The organism is Microcoleus sp. B13-B6, assembly GCF_036705405.1.
GTDB lineage: Bacteria > Cyanobacteriota > Cyanobacteriia > Cyanobacteriales > Microcoleaceae > Microcoleus.
The window spans coordinates 59,000-64,663 of the sequence record NZ_JAUBUJ010000043.1 but is presented as its reverse complement, the minus strand read 5'-3'; the positions used below and the strand labels follow the sequence as shown (position 1 = coordinate 64,663).

At 49.6% G+C, this 5,664-nt stretch carries 3 protein-coding genes; 2 read left to right on the top strand and 1 reads right to left on the bottom strand.

Annotation, left to right across the window (positions count from 1 at the left end; all coding sequences use genetic code 11):
- Positions 1-462 precede the first annotated feature (462 nt).
- On the bottom strand, positions 463-1,830 hold the full coding sequence (locus tag QUB35_RS19760; RefSeq protein WP_333143469.1) for a proton extrusion protein PcxA: 1,368 nt from the start codon (positions 1,828-1,830) through the stop codon (positions 463-465).
- A gap of 52 nt (positions 1,831-1,882) precedes the next feature.
- On the opposite strand from QUB35_RS19760, the gene QUB35_RS19755 reads away from it, so the two are divergent.
- Both QUB35_RS19755 and QUB35_RS19750 read left to right on the top strand, forming a co-directional pair.
- A complete protein-coding gene (locus tag QUB35_RS19755) occupies positions 1,883-4,093 on the top strand; it encodes a recombinase family protein (RefSeq protein ID WP_333143468.1) in 2,211 nt (736 codons plus the stop codon).
- A gap of 385 nt (positions 4,094-4,478) precedes the next feature.
- Positions 4,479-5,664 (top strand): calcium-binding protein (locus tag QUB35_RS19750; protein ID WP_333143467.1); only part of this gene is annotated, 1,186 nt, incomplete at its 3' end.

Below are 5,664 nucleotides of genomic sequence, written 5' to 3'. Positions count from 1 at the left end.
CCGTCCAAAAAGGACGGGCGGGACGCCCATCCCACAATAACAATTAAAATTGTAAGTTATTTAATTCGCGATCCTAAATTTTACGCTTCCTGAGCCGAGCCATTAGGACAGTCAAGTTTGATAAAATTATTGTGTGGTGCGCGCGAAAACCCGCCCAAAAATAAAATTTAGAGGCCCAACAGCTTAAGTATATCGACTTAATTCAACCACTCCTGACGCAAAAAATAAATAGTTTTATGCGCTATGGGTAAGCCACTCTCTGTGCAGTGGAGATCCTACTGAGGACGTTCTTAATCGCTGAAACCATTGCCATTATTAAATCTTTTTTTCTTCTTCCGTTACATCCGCTACATCCGCTACAGAATCCGTTGCCGAACTTCCTGACATCCGTTACATCAGTTACATCCGTTACATCAGTTACATCCGCTACATAATCCGTTGCCGAACTTCCTTCGCCTCTGATTACTCGTTCATATTCTTGTACGTAGCAACAGCCGAAGGCGAACTCCGGTTTAAATAACGGAATATCCAATACTTAAATACCGTATCCAAGATAACTGGAAACGTTGCAATGAACAAAAATATGAACTGCCTATTTTCTGGCAGTCCCAAATGCCTCGATAAACCTTCGAGAATTACTTCCCAACCATGAGGCGAGTGGAATCCGACAAACACATCTGTAAACAAAATAATTACGAAAGCTTTCGCACTGTCGCTGAGGCCGTAAATCACATCGTCCATGAAAGACTTTAAAATCTCAATCTCTTTCTTGTTAGTGACGATAATCGCGGCAAATGCCATGCAGGAAATCAAATCAGCAAAAATATTTTTAATAGCTCCCCCACTTTCAGATCGGTATTCCTCCGCTAGTTCAACTGCTTTCTCGGCAATCTTCTTTTCCGTTTCCTCTAAAGAAAGCGACGGAGCAATGCCTATTAACCTTTCAAATTTGAGGTGTTGCTCAAATCTCTCCAGTTCTTGGAATGCTTCTTCTTCCAGGTTAACATTTATGAAAAGTGGAGCATTTTCTTTGCCTCTAAAATGGTCAACTACCGGGCCGACTAAAAAGTTTTTTGCAATTTGATTCGTCAACAGCGGAACTAAAATCAAAAGCAAAATAAATCTCAGAGAAATAATTGTTTTTACTTTGGAATTGCGAAAATTCTTAACTACTTCTTTTTCAGCTCCAGGGTCTAAATCTTTAGTAATTCGATTCAAAGTTCCCAGAAGCGATCGCGGTAATAAATTCACTTCTTCATAGTTAGTGTCAACCTCACCATCGTGAATTTGAACAGAATTAGCTGAACCTTTATTTTTTGGACCCGGTGGAGAGCTGCTATTTGTTGTAGATTTGGTCTGCAGATTTACTGAACTGACAACCGGAACAATTGCCGTCGATCTACTATTATTAATATACTTGTCGATGACTCCATCAATAAACTCTAGCTTCTCAAATATAAGGGAGGCTGTATCTTTATTGTTGAGATGTAATCCGTGCTGGTGATGATCCGCGCTGTGCCCCGTTTTCGGTTGGACCCCCACTCGCTCCGGCAGTTCCAAAAAAGAACGGCTAGCATTAAACTCAACCATTCGGGTTTGGATGACCTTGAGGTATTTTTGCAGCTCGGATTTAAAGTAAGACAGGGTGCTTTGTCCGTATTCTCCCGAACGATCGGAGATTGCTTGACCGCCAAAATGCTCGTCTTCGATCGCCTTAATTGCTAACGCAGCATCGTAGGCCTGTTCGAGAGCCCTCTCAGGCGTTTCTCGATACCATTGGTGAAGGCTGTAGAGATATTTTACAATCCTGTACCACGGAGAAGTATTCATAGCTAAAGCTGGTTAGTTGGCTGTAGACATTAGTGATTAAAGTATTCACAGTATGGTAACAAATTTACATAAATTGGGAACCGAGGTCTCGGATTCAATTTGGATTGTCGGATCTGCCCGCAGCGGTAAAACCACTCGTTTAGTCGAGCAGTTCTGCATTTGGAGCAAAACGGTCAAGCCTTTGCCCACAACAGTTTCAGGGCGATCTAGTTCCGGGCGGCGGCGGGCTGGACAAACTGCCCCAGCAATTTTAGTCTTAGCAGCTAACGGAGACAACCGGCTAGAATTGGCCGATCGCATCGCCGTCGCTACCGAAGGAAAATATACCTTTCACTCCACAACACCCTTCGGTTTTTTTGAGCAGGAGGTATTGCTATTTTGGCCACTGCTAGTTCAGTCGCTGGATTTGAGGGCTCAATTTCCCCTGCGGCTGCAACCTGAAACAGAACTGGAACTTGCCGCGAGACTCTGGCGTCGCGAACTAGACGAAGGGATTTTGCAAAAAACAGGGGTCAGTCCAAACCGAATGGTGCGTCGAACACTAGACTTATTACAACTTGCTGCTGTCAGCGGTACGCCGAGAGAAGAGATTCCCAGCATTCTGGAACAGGGATTTGCTGGTGACAGCGGCTCGAACAACCTGTGGACTAGCATGGGAGATTTGCTGGAAAGGTGGCGGGAGTGGTGCTTGACGCGGGGGCTCCTGACTTACGGGATTGTTTGCGAACTCTACTGGCGCTATTTGTTGCCGGATGCCACCTACCAGCAGCATTTGGCCTCTAGATATCAAGCTGCGATCGCAGACGATGTTGACGATTATCCCGCGATCAGTGGCCATTTGTTCGATCGAATGCTCGACTTCGGTGCGGCGGGGGCGTTCTCCTACAACCCAGATGGAGGAGTGCGTTTGGGCTTGGGGGCTGATACGGAATACCTAGCCAGACTCGAAAGCCACTGTCAAAGCGTGGTAAATTTGGACGCAAAAGCCGGTTTAGCCCCAGAGATTGGAGATTTAGCGGTAAGTTTAGCAGTTAATACTGAGGGCTTTTATCCTTTAGGCTTGAGTTTGCCCGGTAAAGTTCGATCGCTCCAAACCACTTCCCGGGCTCAACTGCTGCGAGAAACCGCCGAAATCATCGTGGATGCGGTGAAGTCACAAGCCGTGGAACCCCAGGAAATCGCCGTAATTGCCCCTGGGATGGATGCGATCGCCCGTTACAGTTTAACGGAAATTCTGGCGCGACATAATATCGCCGCCGTATCTCTCAACGATCAGCGTCCCCTCTCGGCTACCCCAGAGATTCGAGCTTTACTGACTTTGTTAGCCTTAGTTTATCCCGGACTCGGCCGTTTAGTCGATCGAGACGGCGCAGCCGAAATGCTGGTAGTGTTGGGCAGCCAGAAACACAGTTCATTGGAAACAGAAGATTCCAACTCGACGTTCAATCTAAAATCTCAAATTCACAATCAAAAATCGATCGACCAAGTGAGAGCCGGTTTAATCGCCGATCACTGTTTTTGCCCAGATATCGATCGACCTCAATTGCTGCCCATTACAGCCTTTCCCCGGTGGGACAGAGTGGGACACCGAGCAGCCAGGGCCTACGATCGCATTGTGGAGTGGATCGAACAACAGCGATCGCAACAGCAGGAGCGGCTGTTGCCGAGTCCAATTGCCCTACTCGATCGAGCAATCCAGAAATTTCTCATGAACGACAGATACCTGCCCTACGATCGGCTAGCAGCCCTGCGCGAGTTAATGGAAACCGCCACCCACTACTGGGAAATCAACGGGCGAATGCAGCGCGTAGAACCCACAAACGGCGGCGACTCAGAAACGATCGCCCGGTTCATCCAGTTGTTGCGCCAAGGAACCGTCACCGCCAACCCCTTTCCAGTGCGTCCCGAAGGCCCAGCAGCCAGGGCCGTCACCCTCGCCAACATTTTCCAGTACCGCAGCAGCCGCCGCGCCCACAAATGGCACTTTTGGCTGGATGCCGGCTCGCCCCTGTGGCTGAGTGGTGGTGCGGCGACATTGTTTGGTGCTCCCTTATTTTTGCGATCGCAACTGGGGCGCCCCTGGGAAACCGAAGAGGAAACGGCGGCAGACCAACAGCGGCTGCGGCGAATTCTGCTAGATTTGTTAAGTCGCTGTTCCCTGCTTTACCTTTGCCACAGCGAACTATCCGTCAGTGGACAAGAACAAACCGGGCCGCTTCTGCCCCTAATTAACAGCTCTGTTTCTTGTCAGCAGTCAGCATAAGACAGTCGGCTTCTGCTGGCAAGGGGCACATCTGTATTCAGCCTTCGACATTCGGAAAGAAAAAATTCTGACGGCGAAGATTTTTATTTATTCGGCTTCTGGATAAATACACTGGGCTGACTCCCAGCCGGAATTCTAGGTTATATATCGAAGTGGCGCGATATTAAAGTATACCCAACCTAGGCATCAAAACGTGCAATCATTAATATTTTGATATCAAAAGATGCCCCGCTTAAAAAATATCTATAGCCGTTGCAGTTTTGATTTAGTATGTTAGAAATGATGGGGTTATTAATCAATTTTAAGCCAGATTTGTGGCAACAAACTGATACTAATCAGTTCTTAAAGTTAATCGGGATCGTCGTCGTTTAAAGGAGCCAAAATAATGCCAAGTGCAGTGCCAGCAGTAATTATACCACCAACACCAACACCAGAACCACCTCCAACACCAGAACCACCTCCAACACCAGAACCACCTCCGACGCCGCCAACACCTCCAACCCCAGCACCACCTCCAACACCTCCAACACCTCCCTCCGGGGACGACACAATTGGCGACATAGACGACACAGGGGGCGGAGGCCAAGGTACCTCGCCCGGAATCATCGGCGGCGTAGTCCGCGGCACAGAAACCAACGACTCCTTAGTTGGCAGTCCCGGGCCCGACGTGATTTCCGGGCTGCAAGGCAACGACAACCTCCAAGGAGCCGACGGTGACGATTTAGTATTCGGGGGCGATGATGACGACGTGCTGTTCGGCGCGCCAGGGAACGACGTTCTCGACGGCGGTTCAGGACTCGATACCGTGTACGGAGGCAAAGGCAACGACTGCCTCGACGGGGCAAATAACCCTGACCTGCTGTACGGCAATGACGCCAACGACACGGTAATCGGAGGCGAAGGCAGAGACACGGGTTATGGGGGAAAAGGCAGCGACAGCTTGCGTGGGGGTTCTGGCGACGATAGCTTTTTGGGCGATCGAGGCGACGACATCCTGTGGGGCGACCAAGGCAACGACTCGCTCTTCGGTGGCGACGGCGAAGACTTGCTATTTGGCAACGAAGGAGGCGACTGGCTATACGGAAACGCCGGCGGGGACACATTTTTTTCCGGCGACGGCGACGACATCGTATTCGGCGGCGACGGTGATGACATCGTGGACGGCGGTGCTGGCAACGACGTTCTTTGGGGCGAAGCAGGCAAAGACATAATCGCAGGAGGCGAAGGCAGAGATGTCTTCGTTATCGGCGCCTTCAGTTCCCCCAGCGGCAGCAGCGACGGCACTAACCCGGCATTTCTCACCACAGGCGGCCCCGATATCGCCGATGCCGACATTTTCACAGACTTTCGCCAAGGCGAAGATTTAATCGGGTTAACCGGCGACCTCAAGTTTGAAGATTTGGTAATCTTCCAAAGCACTGAGACGAAAGCCGGCAGTACGATTATTCGCAACGGCGTCAGCGGCGACTTTTTAGCAGTATTGCCTGGAGTAGACAGCAGAACCCTAGGGCGAAGCTCATTTGTAATTGCCCCCACAGTTCCCGGCAGCGCAACTCCCCTTCCCCTACCGA

Bases quoted from the DNA above. Each gene is read 5' to 3' on its own strand.
- QUB35_RS19760 (WP_333143469.1), bottom strand. From the start codon at position 1,830: ATGAATACTTCTCCGTGGTACAGGATTGTAAAATATCTCTACAGCCTT.
- QUB35_RS19755 (WP_333143468.1), top strand. From the start codon at position 1,883: ATGGTAACAAATTTACATAAATTGGGAACCGAGGTCTCGGATTCAATT.